The organism is Cellulomonas sp. SLBN-39, assembly GCF_006715865.1.
Lineage (GTDB): Bacteria > Actinomycetota > Actinomycetes > Actinomycetales > Cellulomonadaceae > Cellulomonas.
This window is the reverse complement of the sequence record NZ_VFOA01000001.1, coordinates 2,849,743-2,871,369: the sequence shown is the minus strand read 5'-3', so window position 1 is coordinate 2,871,369 and position 21,627 is coordinate 2,849,743. Positions and strand designations below refer to the sequence as shown.

Genomic DNA, 21,627 nt, shown 5'->3' with positions numbered 1-21,627 from the left:
GGCGGAGGTGAGGGCCCGCGCAGGGTCCGGCGCGCCGACGTCGGACGGGTCGGCGCGCCGGTCGGCCGGACGGCGGACGACCGCCGCCGCGATCGCGCTGTCCGCGGAGCTGCGACGCGTCGTCGAGCTGGCCGCCCTGGCGGCGGACCACGCGACAGCCTTCGTGCACCTGCGTGCGGAGCCGACGCCCTCGGCGGCCCAGGGGCACCCCGAGCACGTGGTCGACGCCCGCGTCGAGGCGCTGCGCGAGCGCGTCCTGAGCACGGGGGCGCCCGTGGTCGTCGACGACCTCGGCGACGACCCGGGCGCGGACGGGGCGCCGCGGTCTGCGGCAGGGTTCCCCGTGGTCCTGCCCGACGGCGCGGTCGTGGGGGTGCTGTGCGTGGTCGACGTCGTCCCGCGCCGGCTCGGCGACGGCGCCCGCCGGTCGTTGGTGCTCCTGGCCGAGCAGACGGGGGCGGTGCTGGCGCTCGAGCACGACCGCCGCGCAGCGGACGACGCCGCGCACACGATGTCCGTCGCCGCCGCCCGCGCGGCGCAGTCCGAGGCGGTGCTCAACGCCGTGCTCGACCACGCCCCGGGGCCGATCTTCGCCAAGGACCTCACCGGGCGGTTCCTGCTCGCGAACGCCCCCACGCACGACGTGCTCGGCCGTGAGCCGGGGACCGTCGTCGGCCGACGGCTCGACGAGCTCCTGCCCGCCGACGTCGCGGAGGAGCTCAACCGCAACGACGCGCTCGTCGCGGCGCAGGGTCCGCAGATGTTCACCGAGACGGCGCCCGGGCCCGACGGCGAGCCCCGGGAGTACCTGGCGTCGAAGTTCCCGCTGCGGGACGCGACGGGTGCGGTCTGGGGCATCGGCGGGATCTCGGTCGACGTCGCGGCGGCACGGCAGCTCGCGGACGAGCTGGCGGTCGCCGAGGGCCGCTACCGGGCGCTCGCCGAGCAGTCGAGCACGGCCACGCTCGTGACCGCCGGGCCGGACCAGGTGGTGCGGTGGAGCAACCAGGCGGCGGCCCGCGTGCACGGCACGTCGTGGGCACGCCGGCTGGTGGGCGTCTCCCTGCTGGACCTTATCGACCCCGTCGAGGGGGAGGAGCTGCGCGACGCGTACGTGCGGGTGCTCGCCGGGGAGGTGCTGCGCACCCGGGTGCACCGCGCGCGACGCAGCGGCGACCGGCGGGCCACCGTCGACGTGCACGCGCGCCGGATCCTGTGGGAGGGCGAGCCCGCGGTCCTGACCGAGCTCGTGGACGTCTCGGACGAGGCCGAGCGGACCCAGCGGGTCGAGCGGTCCGAGCAGCGTCTGGCCGCGCTCTTCGAGCAGGCACCGGTCGGGTACGCCGAGGCGACGCCCGACGGCCGGCTGGTCGGGCTGAACCTGCGCCTGGCGACGCTCCTCGACCGCCACCCGGGACGGCTGCACGAGGACGCCCTCGTCGCAGATCTCGCGGTCCCCGCGGACCGCCCCCGGCTGCGGGCTGCGGTCCGCGCGGTCGGGTCCGGCGGTGCCGACGTCGCCCTGGCGTGCACGCTGCGCCGCAGCACCGGCGCCCACGTGCGGGTCCAGGTGCGGCTCAGCGCGCTGCTGGAGGGGGGTCGGGTCGCGGCCGTGGGGCTCGTCGTGCTCGACGAGCAGGAGCAGTCGCCCCGGTCGCGGCAGCCCGGCACGCCGGCCGAACGGGCCGAGCGGATGCTGCGGGCCCTGCCGGACGCCGTGCTGGCGTGCGACGCCGACGGGGTCGTCCTGCACGTCAACACCCGCGCCCTGGCGCTGCTGCGGCGTGCACGCCACGAGGTCGTCGGGCACCCGTACACCGACCTCGTCCCGGGCGAGGACGACCAGCAGCTGCTGCGCGCCGCGGCGCGCGTGCCCACGGCGTCCGGACCGCTGACGGTCACGCTCCGGCGGGGCGACGGCAGCACCGTGCCCGTCGAGGTGCTCGTGGGGGCCACCCGGATCGACGACGCCCCCGCCTTCGTGGTCAGCGCACGCGACGTCGGCACCCGTGCCGCCGCAGCGGGAACCCCCGCCGCGGGACCGCACGCGGGGCCGCGCATGCTCGCCGGCCTGCTCGACGCCGCGACGGGCCAGGCCGTGCTCGCGACGGACCCCGACGGCAGGATCGGCGCCGCCAGCCCGGGGGCCGAGGTGCTGCTCGGGCACCGGTCCCACCGGGTCGTCGGGCGCCTCCTGGACGACCTCGTCGAGCCCGGCGACCTGACGGCGCTGTTCCCGGACGGCGGCGGTGCCCCGGGCCGCTGGCTCCGGCTGGCGACGGACGTCGACGGCCCCCGGACCCGGCTGCTCCACGTCCGGTCCGAGACGGGGACGGCCCGTGACGTCCTGGTGACGTTCACCGTGCAGCGCGGTCCCGAGGAGCCCACGGGGCTGCTGGTCGTCGCGACCGACGTCACCGACGGCATGGAACGCGTCCGGGCCCTGACGGACTCCGAGCAGCGCTTCCGCCTGGCCTTCGACCACGCCACCACCGGCATGGCGCTCGTGGGCCTCGCCGAGCCCGTCCGGGGCCGGTACCTGCAGGTCAACCAGGCGCTGTGCGACATGCTCGGGTTCGAGCAGGACGAGCTCGTCGGGACGCAGGTCGCCGCGGTCATCGACCCCGACGACCTCGCCGAGGGGATGGAGGTCATGCGGCAGCTCGTGCAGGGCGAGCTCGACTCGTTCCGGGGCGAGCGGCGGTTCCGCCGCGCGGACGGCACGCCGGTGTGGGTCGACCTGTCGGTCGCGCTGGCCCGCGACGGGCAGGGGTCGCCGACCTACGTCGTCTCCCAGTACCTCGACGTCACCGCGCGCAAGGCCGCCGAGGCCGCGCTGACGCACGCCGCCCTGTTCGACGCGCTGACCGGGCTCGCCAACCGGACGCTCCTGGTGGACCACATGGAGCAGGAGATCGCCCGGGCGCGGCGCACGGGCGGGCGGCTGGGCCTGCTGTACCTCGACCTGGACAACTTCAAGGACGTCAACGACTCGCTGGGTCACGACGCGGGCGACGCGCTGCTCGTCGAGGTCGCCGCCCGGCTGCGCCGGTGCGTGCGCGACACCGACACCACCGCCCGGCTGGGCGGCGACGAGTTCGTCGTGCTGTGCCCGGGCCTGACCTCGATCGACGAGCTGGTCGCGCTGGCCCGCAGGATCGAGCACGCGCTCGCGCTGGACATCGTCGTCGGCGCGACGTCGATCTCGGTCACCGCGAGCGTGGGACTCGCGTTCCCGGAGGAGGCGGACGTGCGCGCGGAGGACCTGCTGCGCGACGCCGACGCGGCGATGTACCAGGCCAAGCGCAACGGGCGGCACCGGTACGAGGTCGCCGACCCCGCGCTCCAGGCACGCGCCCTGCGCCAGGTCTCCCTGGAGGCGGAGCTGCGGCAGGCGCTGCGCGACGCCGAGCACGGGGACGCCCCGACCGACCAGGGCCTGCACCTGGTGTACCAGCCGGGGTTCGACATGACGACGGGCCGGCTGGTGTCCGTCGAGGCGCTCCTGCGCTGGCACCACCCCGTGCGCGGGCTGCTGCTGCCGGGCGCGTTCCTGGACGTCGCCGAGGAGCGCGCGCTCATGTGGCCCCTGGGCCTGTGGATCCTGCGCACGGCGATCCGGCAGGCGGGCCGGTGGCGGGACGTGTTCGGGGACGCGGCGCCGCAGCTGTGGGTGAACGTGTCGGCCGGCCAGCTGGGGCGCAACCAGCTCGCGGGGCAGGTCCAGGGCATGCTCGCCGAGCACGGGCTGGCCCCGTCGTCGCTGTGCCTGGAGCTGACGGAGCGGCAGGTCGTGCGCTCGGCGCACTCAACGATGGACGACCTGGAGACGCTGCGCGCGGCGGGCGTGGGCGTCGCGGTCGACGACTTCGGCACCGGGCACGCCGGCATGGAGTACCTGCGGCGGCTGCCGGTCTCGATGATGAAGATCGACCGTCTGTTCATCACGGATGTGGACGACGACCCGACGCAGGCCGCGATCACGGCGTCGATGGTGGCCATGGGTCGGTCGATGGACCTGACCGTGGTGGCCGAGGGGGTCGAGACCGACCGGCAGCGCGCGGCCGTGGTGCGGCTGGGGGTCGACCTCGCGCAGGGCTTCGGCCTGGCCCGGCCGACGGACGTGGCCGGCGTCGACGCGCTCCTCGCAGCCGGCGCGGCCGACATCACCGGGCGCCGGACGGAGGATCACTCGGACGCCTGACGATTTTGCAACTCATTCTCATGAACATCTACAGTGCGGGCCGTGCCCACCGACCCGCTCGTCCGCCTGCGCGACATGGACCTCGTCGCCACGCGCGAGGGGTCGACCCTGCTGCACGTCGACGCGCTCGACGTGCAGCAGGGGGACCGCCTCTGCCTCGTCGGCCCCTCGGGCGCCGGCAAGTCGATGCTGCTCGCCGCGCTCGCCGGCCGCCCGCCCGCGGGCGTCGTGCTGCGCGGCACCCGCCGGGCCGCCCCCGGGCTGCGCACCGGCAGCGTCCCCCAGCGCGGCCAGGACGCCCTGCACCCGCTGCTGCCCGTCGCCACGCAGCTGCGCCGCGCCACCGGCCGCCCGGCCGCGGACGTCGCCGCCACGCTCGCCCGGCTCGGCCTGACCGACCCCGCGGTCGCCCGCCGCCGCCCCGCCGAGCTGTCGGGCGGGCAGGCCCAGCGCGCCGCCGTCGCGCTCGCCGCCCTCAGCGGCGCCCAGGTGGTGCTCGCCGACGAGCCCACCAGCGCGCTCGACCCCGCGAGCCGGGACGAGACCGTCGCCCTGCTCCTCTCCCTCGTCGCCGGCGACTCCCCCGCCGCCCTCGTCGTCGCGACCCACGACACCGCGGTGCCGGCGCTGCTCGGGGCGCGGACCGTGCACGTCGAGGACGGGCGTCTGCGCCCGGGCGCCGACGCCGCCACGGGCGCCGCTGACGCACCCGCCACGTCCCCGGCCGGCGCCCGGTGACGCCCGCCCCCGTGCTCCGGCTCGACGCCGCCGGGGTGACCTACCGGCACGGGCGCCGCGCCACCGTGGCCCTGCACCCCACCGACCTGTCCGTGCACGCCGGCGAGGCCGTCGCTCTCGTCGGGCGCTCCGGGGCAGGCAAGACCACGCTCGCCGAGCTCGCGCTGGGCCTGCGCCGACCCACCACGGGCCGGGTGCTGGTCGCCGGGCAGCGCTGGGCGGACGCTCGCCGCCCGCCGAGACGGCGCGTCCGGGGGCTGGTGCAAGGGGTGCCGCAGGACGCCGCCGCGTCGCTGCCCCCCGCCTGGACGGTGCGCCGCACCCTCACGACCGCCGCCCGGCGCCTCGTGCCCGGGGACGACGCCGAGGCCCGCGCCGACCGCGCCGCCGCCACCGTGCGGCTCGACCCGGCGCTGCTCGACCGCCGCCCGGCGCAGCTGTCGGGCGGGCAGGCCCAGCGCGCCGCCCTCGCCCGCGCGCTCGTCGCCGACCCCGCGCTGCTCGTCGCCGACGAACCCACCAGCGCGCTCGACCCCGCCACGGCCGCCGCCGTGTCGGACGAGCTGCTCACGCTCGCCCGCAGCGACGGGCGGGCGCTGCTCCTCGTCACGCACGACCCCGACCTGGCCGCCCGCTGCGACCGCCAGGTGCTCCTGACCGCCGGGCACGCCGTCGAGGAGGGCGCATGAGCCCGGGCGTCCCCCGCCTGCGGACCCTGCTGCTCGCCCAGGCCGCGTTCATGGTCGGGTTCTCGGCCGTCGTGCCGTACCTCGCGGTGGTCGCGCACGACCGGTGGGACATGGACGCGGCGGCCGTCGGCGTCGTCGTGGGCGCACGGGTCGCCGCGCAGCAGGGCATGTTCCTCGTCGGCGGCGCACTCGCCGACCGGTACGGCGCCCGCCGGCTCGTCGTGGCCGGCTGCGGCCTGCGCGCCGCCGGCCTGCTCACCGTCGGCCTCGCCCCCGACCCCGCGACCTTCCTCGTCGGGGTGGTCGTCGTCGGCGCCGCCGGGGCCCTGTTCTCCCCCGCGCTGGAGGCCCTCGTCGGCACGGTCGACGCACGGGGCACGCACCGGCGCGGACCGGCACCGTTCGCCGCGCTGGCCATGGTCGGCGAGGCCGGCGGCGCCGTGGGTGCGGTCGTCGGCGGCGCGCTGATCCCGCACGCGACCGTCCTGGCCACGTCGGTCTCGGCCGGCGTCTTCCTCGTCGCCCTCGTCGTCCTGGGCCGGGTGCTGCCCGGCCCCGCACCCACCCCCACGACGGACCGGGCCCCGCGCACGCCCGGCCCCGGACCGGACGCCGAGCCGGTCGCCGCACCGGGCGTGGGCGCGCTGCTCGCCGTCGTCGTGCCGGCCGGTGTCCTGCTCGCCACGTACACCCAGCTCGCGACGCTCGTGCCGCTGGCCGTCGTCGCCCGGGCCGGCGACCCCGCGCTGGTCGGGCGGCTCGTGGCCCTGCTCTCCGTGCTGACGCTGACGCTGCAGTGGCCCGTCTCCCGCGTGGCGGCACGCCTCGGCGTCCGACGGGCCGTCCCGGGCGCCCTCGTGCTGGCGGCCGCCGCCGGGGTCGTCGGTGCCGTTGCCGAGCGCGCGACCGCCCCCGGCGCGCACGCCGCCGCGCTCGCGGGCACGACTGCCCTGGTCGCGCTCGCCCAGATGCTCGGCGGCCCCGCCGCGCAGCGGTGCCTGGCCACCGCCGGCCCGCCCGCGCGCCGGGCGACCCGCCTGGGGGCGCTCGCGACGGCCGGCGGCCTGGGGTCGCTCGGCCTGTCCGCACTGACCGGTGCCGTGGCCGATGCGCACGGGCTGCCCGCCGCCTGGTCGTGCGCCGCCGCGACCGCCGCGGTCGCCGCCGTCGCGGCGCACCGTGCCCTGCCCCGTCTGGCCGGACCCCGTCCGGCCGGCACCCCTGCACCGCCCGTCACGCACCCCCTCGCCGTGACGGCCTCCCCGGAAGGAACCCGATGATCTCCCGCACCCCCCGCAGCCGGCGCCACCGCGCACCCGCCGGCCTCGCCCTGGCGCTGGGCACGACGCTGGCGCTGACGGCCTGCCTGTCCCCCGGTGCCGAGCCCGCCGCGTCGGGCACCGCCGGCGACGCCCGGATCTCCGTGGCCATGATGCAGCCGCCGCGCTCGGGCCTGAACCCCCTCAGCGACGACGCGTTCAAGCTCTCCCGCTGGAGCGCGGCCGAGACCCTGGTCACGCTCGACGAGGCCGGCGAGGCGCTGCCCGGGCTGGCGACCGCGTGGACCCGCGAGGACGACCGGACCTGGCGGTTCACGGTCCGCGAGGGCGTGACGTTCCACGACGGGACCACGCTCGACACCGCGGCGGTCGTCAACTCCCTGCAGGCGGCCGCCCAGGCGAGCCCCGTGCCACGGATCCTCGACGGCGTCGACCTGCAGGTCGAGGCCGACGGCGGGGACGTCGTGGTGACCACCGGCGACCCGGACCCCCTGCTCCCGCAGCGGCTGTCGAGCCCGCAGCTGGCCGTGCTGTCGCCCGCCGCGTACACCGACGGCACCGTCGACCCCGTCGGCCACGGCACCGGGCCGTTCGAGATCGTGGCGGTCGACGGCGTGGCCGGCGCCACGCTGGACCGGTACGACGGCTACTGGGGCGAGCCCGCCGCCGCCGCGGGCATCGACGTCGCGTTCGTGCCCGACGGCACCGCACGCGCCGCCGCGCTGCGCACCGGCGAGGCGGACCTGGTCGAGACGGTGCCCGCCGGGCAGATCGCGAGCATCGACCCCGAGCGCGTCCACGAGGTGCCGATGCCCCGCACCAACACGCTGTACCTGAACACGGAGTCCGGCCCGTTCGCCGACCCGGCGGTGCGGGCCGCGGCCCGCGAGGCCGTCGAGCGCGCCACCATCGTGGAGACCGTGTACGAGGGACGCGCCGACGTCGCCGAGGGCCTGCTCGGCCCGGCGCTGCCCTGGGCCGCCGAGCTGCGCGACTCCGACGCGTACGCCGAGATCCTCGCCGGCCGCGCGGAGCCCGCGCAGGTCGACGGCGTGCGGATCACCCTGGGGACCTTCACCGACCGGGCCGAGCTCCCGGAGGTCGCCGTCCAGCTCGAGCAGCAGCTCGAGGCCGTCGGCTTCGTCGTCGAGCAGGACGTGCGCGAGTACCAGTTCATCGAGGCCGACGCCCTCGACGGCGCGTTCGACGCGTTCATCCTGTCGCGCGCGACCGTCCTGGACTCGGGCGACCCCGTGGCGTACCTGGCCAGCGACTTCGGCTGCGAGGGCGGGTTCTCGATCGCCCAGCTGTGCGACGCCGCGGTCGACGAGGCCGTCGCGCAGGCATCGGCGACGGAGCCCGGCGACGCGCGCCGCGAGGCGATCATGCTCGCGGAGGCGCACGTGCTCGCCCTCGACGCGGCCGTGCCGCTCCTGCACGAGCGGGTCGTGCAGGGTGAGGGGCCCGGTCTGGTCGGCGCCGCGCGCGACCCGCGCGAGCGGACGCTGGTGACGACGGCGACGCGCGTCGATGCGTCGTCCTGACCTCGTCGTCGCGACGTCCCGGCTGGCGGCCGGGGCGGTGCTGCTGGCCTGCGTCGGCGCACTGCCCTGGCTGTCCCGCCGGGACCCGGCGGCGTCCGTGCTGCGCGCCCGGTACGCCGAGCTCGAGCCGACGCCGCAGGCCCTGGCGGCCGTGCGCGCCGAGCTCGGGCTCGACGGCGGGCCGCTCGCGACCACGCTGACCTGGTGGTCCGGGGTGCTGCGCGGCGACCTCGGGGACTCCTGGGTCAGCGGCCGGCCCGTCGGGCCGGGGATCGTCGAGGCGCTGGGCATGTCCGCCACCCTCACCGGGGCCGCGGGACTGGTCGCCCTGGTCGTGGCCACGCTCCTCGTCTGGCCGACGCTCGACCGGGTGGCCCGGGACAGGCCCGTCCGCACGCCCGGGCCGGCGGGTGTCGTGCTCACCGCCCTGCCGGAGTTCCTGCTGGCCAGCGCCCTGCTCGTGGTCGTCGCGGTGCAGCTGCGGTGGCTGCCGCCGTACGGCTGGTCGACGCCCGCGCACACCGTGCTGCCGGCGCTGGCGCTGGGGCTGCCGGCCGGCGGGCTGCTCGGGCGGCTCCTGGCCGACGCCGTCGCCGGGGCGGCCGGCGAGCGGTGGGTCGGGGTGTGGCGGTCCGCCGGGGCACCCGGGCGCACCGTGGCCGCCGGCGTGCTGCGACGCGCGGGGGCCTCGGTCGTCGACCAGGTGGGCCTCGTCGCGATCGGGCTGCTGGGCGGCGCCGTCGCGGTCGAGCAGGTCTTCGCGGTGCCCGGCATCGGGCGCCTGCTGCTCGGGGCGGCGAACGCGCAGGACCTGCCCGCCCTGCAGGCCGGGATCCTCGCGGTCGCACTGGTCGCGGTGCTCGTCGGGACCGCAACGGCGCTCGCCCGGCGCGCCCTGCTCGGCGGCACGCTGCCGCCCGGTGCGCTGCCCCCGCCGCCCGAACCCGTGCGCGACGGGCGGGGGGCGCGGCGCACGCTCGTCGCCGCGGTGGGCGCCCTGGCCGTGCTGCTGGTCGCGGGCCTGCCCCGCGACCCGTACGCCACCGTGCACGGGCGCCTGGCACCGCCCGCGCCCGGTCTGCCGTTCGGGGCGGACGCCAGCGGGCGCGACCTGCTGGCCCGGGTGGCCCACGGGACCGTCGGCACGCTCGTGCCGGCCGTCGCGGTCGTGGCGGTCGCCACGGTGGTCGCGCTCGGGCTCGGCTTCGCGGTCGACGCGGTGCGCGGCCCGGTGGAGGTCGCCAACGCGACGCCGCCCGTCGTCGCGGGCGTGCTCGTGGCCGCCCTCGCGGGCCCGAGCCTGCTCGGCGCGGCGGTGGCCGTGCTGTGGGTGAGCTGGCCGCCGATGGTCGCGCACGCCGCGGCCCTCGTGGACGAGGCCCGGGCCGCACCGCACGTGCGGTGGCTGCCCGTGGCGGGCGCCGGCCGTCTCGAGATCGCCGTGCGGCACGTGCTGCCGCTCGTCGTCCTGCCGCTCGTGCGGCACGCGGTGCTGCGCCTGCCCGGGGTCGTCCTCGCGCTCGCGTCGCTGGGGTTCCTGGGCCTGGGCGCCCAGCCGCCGACGCCCGACTGGGGGCTGCTGCTCGCGGAGGGCATCGACTACGTCGAGCGCGCCCCGTGGGCCACCGCGGCACCGGCGGGCGCGCTCGTGCTGGCGTCGGTGATCGCCGTGGCCTGCGCCGCGCTGACCACGGGCTCGCGCAGGACGCGGACGCGGCCCGCGCCACGCCCGGCCGCCGCTCCCGACGGGTGGGTCGACGCGGGGCGACCTAGAGTCCCTGCGTGACCGACCCCCGCGCGCACGCGCACCCGCCCACCCCCTCGACCGGGGACGGCTCCCCCGACCCCCGCCGCTGGAAGGCGCTGGGCGTCTGCCTGACCGCGGGGTTCATGACGCTCCTCGACGTCAGCATCGTCAACGTGGCGCTGCCGTCGATCGCCGACCAGCTCGACGCGTCCGACGCGGCCCTGCAGTGGGTGGTGTCGGGCTACGCCCTGACGTTCGGCCTCGTGCTGGTGGCGGCCGGGCGGCTCGGCGACGCCCGGGGCCGCCGGACCCTGTTCGTCGTCGGCGTGGTGCTGTTCACGCTGGCGTCCCTCGCGGCCGGCCTGGCACCGACGGCCGAGTGGCTGGTGGTGGCCCGCCTCGTGCAGGGCGTCGGCGGCGGGATCGTCAACCCGCAGGTCTCCGGCGTGATCCAGCAGATGTTCACCGGTGCCGAGCGGGGCCGGGCGTTCGGCCGGCTGGGGGCGACCATCGGCATCTCGACCGCGATCGGGCCCGTGCTGGGCGGGGTGATCCTCGCCGTGGTGGGACCTGAGGAGGGTTGGCGGTGGGTGTTCCTCGTCAACCTGCCCGTCGGTGCGCTCGCCGTGCTGCTGTCGCTGCGGTACCTGCCCGGGCGGGCGGACCCGGAGCCCGTCAAGGACCTCGACGCGGTCGGCGCGCTCCTGCTCGGGGGCGGGGTCGTGGGCGTGCTCTGGCCGCTGGTCAGCGAGAGCTGGGAGCCGGTCGACGCGGCCGTGCTCGCGCTGGGCCTGGTGCTGCTCGGGGCGTTCGTCGGCTGGGAGCGGCGGGTCGTCGCGCGCGGCGGCACCCCCATGGTGCGCGGGTCGTTGTTCCGGGTGCCGGGCTACGCCAGCGGTGCGCTGCTGGGGCTCGTGTACTTCTCCGGGTTCACGGGCATCTTCTTCGTGCTGACGCTCTACCTGCAGGGTGAGGTCGGCTACTCCCCGCTGCTCGCGGGCCTGGTCATCACCCCGTTCGCCCTCGGCTCGGCCGTGACGTCGGCGGTGGGGGGCCGTCTCGTCTCGGGCCGCGGGCGGGCCGTCGTGGTCGCGGGGCTGGTCGTCGTGATCGTCGGGCTGGTCCTCACCGACGTGCTCGTGCGGGTCACGGACGCCGGACCGGGCACGGGCTGGGTGCTGGCGCTGCCGCTGCTGCTGGCCGGTCTGGGCAGCGGGCTCGTGATCTCGCCCAACCAGACGTTGGCGCTGGAGCACGTGCCCGTCGGGCAGGCGGGCGCCGCGGGCGGCGTCCTGCAGACCGGTCAGCGGCTCGGCTCGGCGGTGGGCATCGCGGCCGTGGGTGCCCTGTACTTCGCGGGGGCTGCGGGCGGCGACGGCACCGGCGGTGTCACGCACGGGCTGCTGGCCACCGTGGCGCTGCTCGTGGTCGCGCTGGGCGTGGGTGTGGTGGACCTGGTGCGCCGCCGCGGGTGATCGTGACGCCCCGCCGGGGTGATCTCGGGGCGGCACCGCTCAGGGGCGGGGTGCGCGCGGTCGACCGGACGTCGAGACCCTCAGACCAGGAGCCCCTCGATGACGATGTCGCCCCGCCGTTCCGTGCACGCCCGGCTGCTGCTGGCGTTCGCCGCGCTGTCCCTCCTCACCGCGCTCGTCGGCACCGTCGGCGTCGTCGGCCTGCGGTCCGCGGTCGCGCAGACCACCACCGTGCAGGAGGGGTCCAGCGTGCCGCTGGCCTCGCTCCTGACGATCGAGCGCACGTACTGGGAGTACCAGACCTGGTCGGCGCGCACGCGGCTGGTCGGCATCACGCCGGACCAGGCCGCGGTCACGCAGGCCGAGGCCGACGCCGCCCTGGCCCGGGTGGAGGAGGGGATCGCCGCCGCGCACGCGATGCCGCTGACGGACGAGGCGCAGGCCTCCCTCACGCTCGTCGAGGAGAACCTCGCCGGCATGCTCGCGATGCTCGACAGCATCGGCGCCGCCATGGCGGCGGGCGACGTCGCGGCCGCCGACGAGGGCATCGCCGGGTACAACGAGCTCTCGGCCGGCGTCTCGCAGGCCCTCGCCTCGGCGGTCGCCTCCCAGCAGGAGCGCGGTGCGCAGGCCGTCGCGGACGCCCGCGCGGAGGGAGCGCGCGTCACGCTCGTCGTGGCACTCGTCACGGCGCTCGGCCTGGTCGCGGCGGGTGTCGTCGCCACCCGCGTCGCGTCCGGCGTGCGTCGTCCGCTCGCCCGGGTGACCACGGTGCTGGACGCCGTGGCCGAGGGCGACCTCTCGGGCCGGGTGGACGTGCGCGGCCAGGACGAGGTGGCGGGCATGGCGCGGTCGCTGAACCGCTCCCTGGACGCGATGTCCGAGCTGGTGCGCGCCACGCAGCGCTCGTCCGCGGACCTCGCCGCGGCGTCGGCCGAGCTGGACGCCACGACCGGCGAGATCGTGGCGGCCCTGACCGCCACGACCGAGCGGGCGTCGGGCGTCGCGGCCGCCGCCGAGACCGCGTCGCTCAACGTCACGACCGTCGCGACGGGCACGCAGGAGATGACCGGCGCGATCGGCGAGATCTCCCAGAACGCGCAGGAGGCCGCGCGCGTCGCCCAGCAGGCCACGGACGTGGCCGCGGAGACCAACAGCAAGGTCGAGCAGCTCGGGGTCTCGAGCCGCGAGATCGGCGAGGTCGTGCGGGCCATCACCGCGATCGCCGAGCAGACCAACCTGCTGGCGCTCAACGCGACCATCGAGGCCGCCCGCGCGGGCGAGGCCGGCAAGGGCTTCGCGGTCGTGGCCGGCGAGGTCAAGGAGCTCGCGCACGAGACCGCGCAGGCCACCGAGGACATCGCGGCGCGCGTGCAGGCCATCCAGGGCGACAGCCAGGAGGCGGCCTCCGCGCTCGCCCGGATCGGCGAGATCGTCGCCGAGATCAACGACTACCAGGCGCGCATCGCCTCGGCCGTCGAGGAGCAGACGGCCACGACGTCGGAGATGAGCCGCTCGGTCGGCGACGCCGCGGGCTCGACGTCCTCGATCGCCGCCACCATCGCGGGCGTCGCCGAGGCGTCGTCGCGGTCCAGCGCCGGCGCCGAGGACGCCCGCCGGCACGCGCACCAGCTGCTGGAGATGAGCGCGAGCCTCAAGGACGCGGTGCAGCTCTTCCGGGTCTGACCCGTGGGCGGTGCCGGGCCCGTGCCGTGACGGCGCGGGCCCGGCACCGTGTCACAGGCGCGGGTCGACCGGCTCGGACTCCAGGGCCAGGACCGCGAACACCGCCTCGTGCACGCGCCACAGCGGCTCGCCGGCGACGTGCCGGCGCAGCGACTCCACCCCGAGGGCGTACTCGCGCAGGGCCAGCGACCGCTTGCGCCCCAGGTGCCGCTCGCGCAGGCGCCCGAGGTTCTCCGGGGCCGTGTACTGCGGGCCGTAGACCAGGCGCAGGTACTCCCGGCCGCGCACCTTGACGCCCGGCTGGACGAGGCCGCGGGGCCCGCGCACGAGGTTGGCGAGCGGCTTGACGACCATCCCCTCGCCGCCCGCGTCGGTCAGGTCCGTCCACCACTGCTCGCCCGCCGCCCGGGAGGCCGGGTCGGCGAGGTCGACGACGAGTCGGCGGGTGGTCACGACCAGACCCGTGGGGTCGGCGTCGACGAGGGCGTCGGCGACGCCCAGGTGCCACAGGTGGTCGCGCTCCTCGAACGTGGTCCCCCCGGTCGTGGTGCCCGCGGCGAGCACCTGGAACGGGGCGAGCCGCACGCCGTCGAGCCCGTCGGTCGCCCACACGTACCGGCGGTAGGCGTCGGTGAACGCGTCGGCCTCGGCCGCCCGGGTCCGCGTGCGGGCGGCGAGCGCGGCCACGTCCAGGCCGCGGGCCGCGGCGGCGGCGAGCACGTCGACGGCGGCGGCGGTCGACGCCCGGGCCGCGGCCCCGACGGCGGCGTGCTGCTCGCGCAGCAGCTCCCGGGCCTTGAACGACCAGGGCATGAGCTCGGCGTCGAGGAGCACCCAGCTCGTCGCACCGTCGCCGAGCGCGGCCCACGTGCCGGCGGCGTCGGCGGCGGCACGCAGCACCGTGAGCAGGTCCTCGGTGGCGGCGTCGTCGAGGAAGGCCCGGCCGGTGCGGGTGTGCACGACGCCCGTGCGCCCGGCGGGCAGCGCGAACCGCTCGCGCGCGGTGGCCTCGTCGCGGCACAGCAGCACCACGGCGCGCGACCCCATGTGCTTCTCCTCGAAGACGACGCGGTCGACGCCGTCGCGGGCGTACACGTCGAACGCCTGCGCGGGGTGCTCGAGCAGGTCGCCGTCGGGCGGGGTCGGGCACGGGCTCATCGTGGGCGGCAGGTGCACGAGCCAGCGCGGGTCGAGCGCGAACCGGCTCATGACCTCCAGCGCACCGGCGGCGTTCTCCTCCTGCACCGTGACGGAGCCGAGCAGCGCGGTGCCCACGACGCGGCGCCCGGCGACGTCGGCGAGGTCGAGCACGTCGGGGTCGCGGTCGCCGGGCGCGGTCGTGCCGGCGGTCGGGAACGGGCGCGCGGGCTCGTACCAGACCTGCTCGGCCGGCACCTGCACGACCTCCTTCTCGGGCCACCGCATCGCGGTCAGGTGCCCGCCGAACACGCACCCGGTGTCGAGGCACATCGTGCGGTTGACCCACTCGGGCACGGGCGTCGGCGTGTGCCCGTAGAGGACGGTCGCGGCGCCGCGGTACTCGCTCGCCCACGGGTAGCGCACGGGCAGGCCGAACTCGTCGGTCTCCCCCGTCGTGTCGCCGTACAGCGCGAACGAGCGCACCCTCCCCGAGGCCCGCCCCTGGAGGTGCTCGGCGAGCCCGGCGTGGGCGACGACGAGCCGTCCCTCGTCGAGGACGAGGTGCGCGACGAGCCCGTCGGCGAAGTCGCGCACCTGGCGGCGGAACTCCTCGGGCTCCTCGCCGAGCTGGGCGAGCGTCGTCTCCAGCCCGTGCGAGACGGTGACCTTGCGCCCGTCGAGGGCGCGCACGAGCTTGGCCTCGTGGTTGCCGGGCACCACGAGGGCGTGCCCGGCGGCGGCCATGCCCATGGCCAGGCGCAGCACGCCGGGGCTGTCGGGGCCGCGGTCGACGAGGTCGCCGAGCAGCACCGCGGTGCGCCCGTCGGGGTGGACGGCGTCGACGGGGCGCCCCTGCGCGTCGCGGACGAGCTCCCACCCGAGGCGCTCGAGCAGCGTCTCGAGCTCGGACCGGCAGCCGTGCACGTCCCCGATCACGTCGAACGGTCCGGTGAGATCACGGCGGTCGGAGCGCAGCGGGTGCCGCTCGACGACCGCCTGCTCGACCGCGTCGACGCCGTCGAGCACGTGCACGGTGCGGAAGCCCTCGCGCCCCAGGCCCTTGAGCGAGCGGCGCAGCTGGTCGCGCTGGCGGCGCACGACGCCGTCGCCGAAGGACCGGTCGGCGCGGGCGCGCGTGCGGGCCACGCAGACGTCCTCGGGCACGTCGAGCACGACGGCGACGGGCAGCACGTCGTGCGCGCGGGCCAGATCGACGAGGGAGCGCCGCGCCGCGGGCTGCACGTTGGTCGCGTCGACGACCGTGAGCAGCCCGGCGCGCAGGCGCACGCCGACCAGGTGGTGCAGCAGCTCGAACGCGGCCTTCGTCGCGCCCTGGTCGTTCGGGTCGTTGGACACCAGGCCGCGGCAGTGGTCGGAGCTGACGGTCTCGTAGGGGCCGAACTGCCGGGCCGCGAACGTGGACTTGCCCGACCCGGTCACCCCGACGAGGACGACGAGGGACAGGGCGGGCACCGCGAGCGCGGTCATCGGTCCTCCTGCGGGTCGGTCGTGGTGCGCCGGAAGACGGCCATCTGGGTGGGCGGTCCGACCTCGGGGTCGTCGTCGCCGACGGGCCGCAGCTCGACGTCGTAGCCGTAGGTGCGCGCGACGTCGTGGGCCCAGGCCGCGAGCTCGGCGCGGGTCCACTCGAAGCGGTGGTCGTGGTGGCGCACCGTGCCGGCGGCCAGGGCCGGGTAGCGCACGTTGTGCTCGGCGTTCGGGGTGGTGAGCACGAGGGTGGCGGGTGCGGCGGCGCCGAGCACGGCCCGGGCGAGGGCGGGCAGGCGCGGGGGGTCGACGTGCTCGACGACCTCCATGAGCACGGCGGCGTCGAAGCCGGCGACCCGCGCGTCGGTGTAGGTGACGGACGACTGGACGAGGTCGACGCGGGCGCGCACGCGCTCGGGCAGCTCGTCCAGGTGCAGGCGGCGGCGGGCGGCGCGCAGGGCGCGGACGGACACGTCGGTGCCGAGGACCCGGTCCACGCCCTCGTCGAGCAGGCGCGCGACGAGGGCGCCCTCGCCGCAGCCGAGGTCGACGACGGTGCGGGCACCGACCTCGCGGAGCACGGCGACGACGGCGTCCTGCCGGGTGCGGGCCAGCGACGGCACCGCGGGCACGTCGTCGGCGGCGGGTGCGTCGTCGACGTCGTCGGGAACCGTCTCGTCGACCTCCGCGAGCCGGGCGAGGGCGTCGGCGGCGAGGGAGCGCTGGTGGGCCAGGGATCGGCGGGCGATCTCCTCGCGCGCGGGGTGGTCGGCGAGCCAGCCGCCCGCGACGCGCACGAGCTTGTCGACCTCGTCGGGGCCGACCCAGTAGTGCTTGGCGCCGTCGAGCGCGGGCAGCAGCACGTACAGGTGGGACAGCGCGTCGGCGACCCGGTGCCGGCCGCGCAGCACGAGGTCGACGTGCGGGGCGTCGCCCCAGGCCGGCACGTGCGGGTCGAGGGGCGGGGCGGTCGCGGTGACGTCCCACCCGAGCGGGGCGAAGAGGCGTTCGACCTGGGCGCTGCCGCCGGCGGCCGGGACGGCGGGGAGCCGCACCTCGAGGTCCCAGACGTGGTCGACGAGGGCGGGCCGGGACGCGCAGCGGCCGGCCATGGCGGAGCGCAGCACGCGGCCCATGGCGACGGCGAGCAGCGAGGACGCGACGTACGGGCGGTCGTTGACGTGCTGGGCGAGCGTGAAGGACGTGTCCTTGCCGTCGCGGCCACGCACGAGGGCGACGGGGTCGACCTCGAGGAGCAGCGCGACGGTGCAGGTGCGCTCGTCGGCCTGGGGGTACAGCACGTGCAGCACGCCGGTGGACTGCTCGAAGCGCTGCACGCGGTCGGGGTGCTTGTGCAGCAGGTGCCCGAGGTCGGTGGCGGGGGGCGTCCCGTCGGAGCGGGCGGTCAGGGTGAGCAGCACGCCGGGCATCGTTGCAGACGGGGTGGCCGGATCGCGGCAGGTTTCCTCCCCGCGCCGACCGGCGTCTGCGCCTGGACCCGGACCAGAGGTCCCATGAATACCCCTGGGGGTATCCGTAGCCTGGCAGGGAACGCACAGGACGACGAGGAGGACGACGTGAAGATCGTGGTGGTGGGTGGCGTCGCAGCGGGCGCCTCGGTGGCGGCCCGGGCGCGGCGGCTCGACGAGCACGCGCAGATCGTCGTGCTCGAGCGGGGGCACCACGTGTCGTTCGCCAACTGCGGGCTGCCTTACCACGTCGGGGAGGTCATCACCGACCGCGACCGGCTGCTCCTGCAGACCCCGCAGTCCCTGCGCGAGAGCCTGGACGTCGACGTGCGGATCGCCCAGGAGGTCGTCGCGATCGACCGCGAGGCGAAGACCGTCGCGGTGCGCGACGTCGACACCGGGCGCGAGTACGTCGAGGCGTACGACGCGCTGGCGCTGTGCCCGGGCGCGCAGGCCGTGCGCCCGCCGCTGCCCGGCATCGACCTGCCGGAGGTCATGGTGCTGCGCCGCATCGGCGACATGGACCGCATCAAGACCCACCTCGACGCGGCCCTGGCCGAGCACGCCGCGGGCACGCGCGGCCCGGTGCGCGCCGTGGTCGTCGGCGCGGGGTACATCGGCCTGGAGATGGCCGAGAACCTGCACCACCGCGGCGTCGAGGTCGCGGTCGTCGAGGCGTCCGACCAGATCCTGCCGCCCGTCGACCACGAGATCGCGGTCCCGGTGGAGAACCACCTGCGCGCCCGCGGCGTCGCGCTGCACCTGTCGACGGCCGTCGCCGCGTTCCGCCCCGGGGAGGCCGGCGGCGTGCGGGTCGAGCTGACGTCGGCGACCACGCTGGACGCGGACCTCGTGGTGCTCGCCGTGGGTGTGCGCCCGGCGACCGACCTCGCGGTCGCCGCGGGCCTGGAGGTCGGGCCGCACGGTGGCGTGGTCGTCGACGAGCACATGCGCACGTCCGACCCCGCGATCTGGGCAGCCGGGGACGTCGTGGAGACCCCGCACACCGTCCTGCCCGGGACCTGGCTGGCCCCGCTGGCGGGCCCGGCGAACCGGCAGGCGCGGGTCGCGGCGGAGAACATCTGCGGCCGCAGCACCGTGTACCGCTCCACGCAGGGCACCTCGGTGGTCAAGGTGTTCGACATGGTCGCGGGCGGCACGGGCGCCACCGAGCGCCAGCTGCGGGACCTGGGCGTGCCGTACCGGGCGGTGCACGTGCACCCCTCCGGGCACGCGGGGTACTACCCCGGCACCGCGATGATGCACCTCAAGCTGCTCGTCGACCCGTCCGACGGTCGCGTGCTCGGGGGCCAGGCGTCGGGCTTCGACGGTGTCGACAAGCGCCTGGACGTCCTGGCGATGGCCGTGCGCGGCGGGCTCACCGCGTACGACCTGGAGGAGGCCGAGCTCGCCTACGCGCCCCCGTTCGGCTCCGCCAAGGACCCGGTCAACATGGCGGGCTTCGTCGCGGCGAACACCCTGCGCGGCGACCTCACGCTCTGGTACGCGCAGGACGTCCCGGCCGCGGTCGACGGCGCCCGGCTGGTCGACGTGCGCACGCCGGAGGAGTTCGCGATCTGGCACCTGCCGGGGGCCGAGAACGTGCCGCTGGCGACCGTGCGCGAGGCCTGCGCGGACTGGGACCGCACGCAGCCCGTGCGCCTCTACTGCGCCGTCGGGTTCCGCTCGTACCTGGCCCACCGGGCACTCGTGCGGCGCGGCTTCACCGACGTCGCGACGCTGTCCGGCGGCTCGACCACGTACCGCGCGTGGCACGACGTCGAGGCCGAGGGCGCCCAGGCGCAGCCGGCCGTCGTCGCGTACGCCGAGGCGCACGACGTGCTGGCCGCGACCGCGACCCGCGAGCGCCTGGCCGTGGAGGACGGCACGGGCACCGTCGTCGACCTGGACTGCACCGGGCTGGCCTGCCCCGGCCCGATCATGCGCCTGGCGGCCACGGTCGCCGACCTGGAGCCCGGCGACGACGTCGTGGTGCACGTCTCGGACCCCGGCTTCGCGCAGGACGCCCCCGCCTGGGCGGACGCGCAGGGGCACCGCCTCGTCGCGATGGTCCCGGAGGGCCCCGGGTACCGCGCCACGATCCGCAAGGGCGGCACGCGGGCGGCGAGCACGGCGCCGGCGCGCACCGGCACGTCGTTCGTCGTCTTCAGCGGCGACCTCGACAAGGTGCTGGCCGCGTTCATCATCGCCAACGGTGCGCTGGCGATGGGGCAGCCGGTGTCGATGTTCTTCACGTTCTGGGGCCTGAACGCGCTGCGCCGGCCGGATGCGCCGCCGCGCGAGCGCAGCCCCATGGACCGCATGCTGGCGACCATGATGCCCGCCGGCCCCGACCGGCTCACGCTCTCGCAGATGCACATGGCGGGTGCGGGCACGGCGATGATCAAGAAGGTCATGAAGGACCACGCGGCGCCGTCGCTGCCCGAGCTGGTGGACGCGGCCGTGGCCGGCGGGGCGCGGCTGACGGCGTGCACGATGACGATGGACCTGCTGGGTATCGCGACGTCCGACCTGCGCGAGGGCGTGGACCTGGGCGGCGTCGCGACGTTCCTCGCGGCGGCGGAGCGCTCCGGCACGACGCTGTTCATCTGAACGACTCCCGTCGGCGGGCCCGGGGCGGCCCGGGCCCGCCGACGCGCCCTACCCGGCGACGGCTCCGGCCGCCGCGTCGGTGACGACGCGGAAGACGGGATGGTCGGCCGCGACGGCGTCGAAGTCACGGACCGGCGCGTCGTGGCGCACCGCCACGTGCGGCCGTGCGCCCGGGGCGACCTGGAGGAACCGCCGCAGGACCGGTCCGCGCTCGGCGACGGGCACCTCCACGAGCCGCACGTCCTCGACCCGCCGGGGGCCGACGAGCCGCGCACGCCCGTCCGCGGCCCGGACGTGGCCGACCCAGCGGGCCCGCTCCCCGAGCATGGCGACGAGGTAGCGCTGCCCGTCGAGGCGGGTCAGCACGAGCGGCAGCCGGAGCGGCAGCCCGGTCGAGGCACGGCGCACCTCCAGCGTGACGCCACGACCTCCGACGGTGAGGATGCCGTGCGCGTACTGCCACGCGGCGACCCTGTTGAGCATGCGGGCCACGGCGGCGGGGCGGTCGCCCCGGTACCACCGTCGTCGCGTCGCGTACCGCCACCCGCCCCGCGGAGCGCGGGCCGTGGCGTGGCGCTCCCGCGCTCCCGGTGCGGCCGGTCGATCTGGCTCCATCGGTGCCTCCCTGCGAGTTTGGTACATGGAGTCTCATGTACCACGGCGTACGCTAGGCCGGTGCCCCGGAGCGTCAACACCCCGCCCGCCGGCCGCGGCTCTCCGAGGCCGACACCCGCGACCGGATGCTCACCGCGGCACTCGCGCTGCTCGCCGAGCGCGGTGTGACGGTCGGCCTCGACGGGCTGCTCCTCGAGGACGTGATCCGCCGCGCCGACGTGTCCCGCACGTCCGCGTACCGGCGCTGGCCCACCCGGGACGCGTTCCTCGCGGACGTCCTGCTCGAGGTCGCCCGCGGCGTCGAGGACCCGACCATCGGCCCCCGCGTCGTCGCGGAGGCCCGTGCCGCGCTGCGCGGGAGCGAGATGGACCCGTCGTCCGCACAGGGTCGGCGGGACCTGCTCGTCGAGCTGCTGCGGCTGATGTTCCGGGCCGACCTCGCGGGAGTCGTGGGTTCCCCCCGCCTCACCGCCTACCTCGTCCTGCGCGCTGCGTTCGCCGGCGTCCCGGACCCCGACCTGCGCGACGCGCTCGGGCGCGAGCTGCGCCGGGCCGAGCAGCGCACCGTGGCCCGCGGCGCCGCCGTCGTCGCCGCGGCCCTGCCCACGCTGGGGCTGCGGCTCGTCCACCCGCTGACCGGCCCCGAGGGCTGCCGTACCGTCGCACGAGCCGTCAGCGCGACGACCACCGGCTTCGCGGTCGCCGCGCTCGCGGACCCGGACCTGGTCGCCGCCACCACGCCCCTCGCCCCGTTCGGCACGACCCGCACCGCGGACTGGTCCGTCCCGGTGCTGACGCTGACGGGCCTCGTGCTCAACCACCTCGAGCCCGACCCGGCCGCACCGCCGCTCGACCCAGCCGCGGTCAGCCGCGCGCTGCAGAGCCTCGTCGACGCAGGGCAGACCGCCGCCGCTGCCATGGCCTGAGCGACGCGACGGC

13 protein-coding genes are annotated in these 21,627 nt (G+C 77.0%); 10 read left to right on the top strand and 3 right to left on the bottom strand.

Features of this window, described 5'->3' with window-relative positions:
- The first annotated feature begins 7 nt into the window (after positions 1 to 7).
- The 8 genes from FBY24_RS13220 (at position 8) to FBY24_RS13185 (ending at position 13,363) form a co-directional block, all read left to right on the top strand.
- On the top strand, positions 8 to 4,204 hold the full coding sequence (locus FBY24_RS13220) for an EAL domain-containing protein (protein WP_160158509.1): 4,197 nt from the start codon (positions 8 to 10) through the stop codon (positions 4,202 to 4,204).
- Between the two features lie 42 nt (positions 4,205 to 4,246).
- On the top strand, positions 4,247 to 4,942 hold the full coding sequence (locus FBY24_RS13215; RefSeq protein WP_142161233.1) for an ATP-binding cassette domain-containing protein: 696 nt from the start codon (positions 4,247 to 4,249) through the stop codon (positions 4,940 to 4,942).
- Between the two features lie 11 nt (positions 4,943 to 4,953).
- Positions 4,954 to 5,631 (top strand): ATP-binding cassette domain-containing protein, encoded by a 678-nt coding sequence (locus FBY24_RS13210; protein ID WP_142161231.1) that lies wholly within the window; start codon positions 4,954 to 4,956, stop codon positions 5,629 to 5,631.
- Positions 5,628 to 6,911: an MFS transporter gene (locus tag FBY24_RS13205; RefSeq protein ID WP_142161229.1), complete on the top strand. Its 1,284-nt coding sequence runs from the start codon at positions 5,628 to 5,630 to the stop codon at positions 6,909 to 6,911. Before FBY24_RS13210 ends, FBY24_RS13205 begins: the two co-directional genes overlap by 4 nt.
- Positions 6,908 to 8,455, top strand: a complete 1,548-nt coding sequence (locus tag FBY24_RS13200) for an ABC transporter substrate-binding protein (protein WP_142161227.1) — start codon at positions 6,908 to 6,910, stop codon at positions 8,453 to 8,455. The genes FBY24_RS13205 and FBY24_RS13200 overlap by 4 nt, the downstream gene beginning before the upstream one ends.
- Positions 8,442 to 10,241, top strand: a complete 1,800-nt coding sequence (locus FBY24_RS13195) for an ABC transporter permease subunit (RefSeq protein WP_142161225.1) — start codon at positions 8,442 to 8,444, stop codon at positions 10,239 to 10,241. Before FBY24_RS13200 ends, FBY24_RS13195 begins: the two co-directional genes overlap by 14 nt.
- Positions 10,238 to 11,677, top strand: coding sequence for an MFS transporter (locus FBY24_RS13190; RefSeq protein WP_255432386.1), 1,440 nt, complete (start codon positions 10,238 to 10,240; stop codon positions 11,675 to 11,677). The genes FBY24_RS13195 and FBY24_RS13190 overlap by 4 nt, the downstream gene beginning before the upstream one ends.
- 99 nt (positions 11,678 to 11,776) lie before the next feature.
- On the top strand, positions 11,777 to 13,363 hold the full coding sequence (locus tag FBY24_RS13185; RefSeq protein WP_142161223.1) for a methyl-accepting chemotaxis protein: 1,587 nt from the start codon (positions 11,777 to 11,779) through the stop codon (positions 13,361 to 13,363).
- Between the two features lie 51 nt (positions 13,364 to 13,414).
- Here FBY24_RS13185 and FBY24_RS13180 read toward each other — a convergent pair whose 3' ends face one another.
- Positions 13,415 to 15,991, bottom strand: coding sequence for a polynucleotide kinase-phosphatase (locus FBY24_RS13180; RefSeq protein WP_142161221.1), 2,577 nt, complete (start codon positions 15,989 to 15,991; stop codon positions 13,415 to 13,417).
- Positions 15,988 to 17,421: a 3' terminal RNA ribose 2'-O-methyltransferase Hen1 gene (locus FBY24_RS13175; protein ID WP_142161219.1), complete on the bottom strand. Its 1,434-nt coding sequence runs from the start codon at positions 17,419 to 17,421 to the stop codon at positions 15,988 to 15,990. Before FBY24_RS13175 ends, FBY24_RS13180 begins: the two co-directional genes overlap by 4 nt.
- Before the next feature lie 147 nt (positions 17,422 to 17,568).
- Between FBY24_RS13175 and FBY24_RS13170 the strand changes: the two genes are divergently transcribed.
- Complete coding sequence (locus tag FBY24_RS13170; protein WP_142161217.1) at positions 17,569 to 20,073, top strand: FAD-dependent oxidoreductase; 2,505 nt, start codon at positions 17,569 to 17,571, stop codon at positions 20,071 to 20,073.
- A 48-nt stretch (positions 20,074 to 20,121) separates the two neighbouring features.
- On the opposite strand, the gene FBY24_RS13165 is transcribed toward FBY24_RS13170, so the two are convergent.
- On the bottom strand, positions 20,122 to 20,556 hold the full coding sequence (locus FBY24_RS13165; RefSeq protein ID WP_142161215.1) for a nitroreductase family deazaflavin-dependent oxidoreductase: 435 nt from the start codon (positions 20,554 to 20,556) through the stop codon (positions 20,122 to 20,124).
- A gap of 257 nt (positions 20,557 to 20,813) precedes the next feature.
- On the opposite strand from FBY24_RS13165, the gene FBY24_RS13160 reads away from it, so the two are divergent.
- Positions 20,814 to 21,614 carry a TetR family transcriptional regulator gene (locus FBY24_RS13160; protein ID WP_142161213.1) on the top strand — a complete coding sequence of 267 codons (801 nt, stop codon included), beginning with the start codon at positions 20,814 to 20,816 and terminating at the stop codon, positions 21,612 to 21,614.
- The last annotated feature ends 13 nt before the right edge of the window (positions 21,615 to 21,627 follow it).